General features: G+C 67.7%; 1 pseudogene. It reads right to left on the bottom strand.

Going from position 1 to position 396, the window contains the following annotated elements:
* Window positions 1–396, bottom strand: a pseudogene (locus ACWTU8_RS33275) (DNA replication/repair protein RecF); the annotation flags it as partial.

The raw sequence follows: 396 nt of genomic DNA, 5'->3' as shown, positions 1-396 counted from the left end.
TGGCAGCCTGTCGATCATGGCGGCGAGCAGGCGCACCAGTTCGGCGCGCGCCGCCGCAATGGCGACGCCGGTTTCGGCCATCTGCGTCTCGATCGCCTCGAACCAGCGATCATCCCCGGATCCATCCGTAAGCAAGCGGTTACGGCCACGCATCGCCTTTTCGTAATCGAGGGCACGCTGGCCGTGGCCGGGATCGATCGCCAGCACCAGCCGGTCGAGAAAGCGCCGGCGATCCGCGGCCGGTCCGGTGAACAGCGCATCCATGGCCGGCGTCAGCCAAACCACGCGCAGCCATTCCAGCATGTCTTCGGCCGATCGGGCGGTCGCGCCGTTGATGCGAACCCGCCTGCCGCCTTCGCCCTCACCAACCGAAATGCCCGTGCCGATCTCGACCTG

This window comes from Mesorhizobium sp. BHbdii (assembly GCF_053848045.1).
The sequence above is the reverse complement of the archived record's forward strand: the minus strand, read 5'-3'. Positions and strand labels throughout refer to the sequence as shown.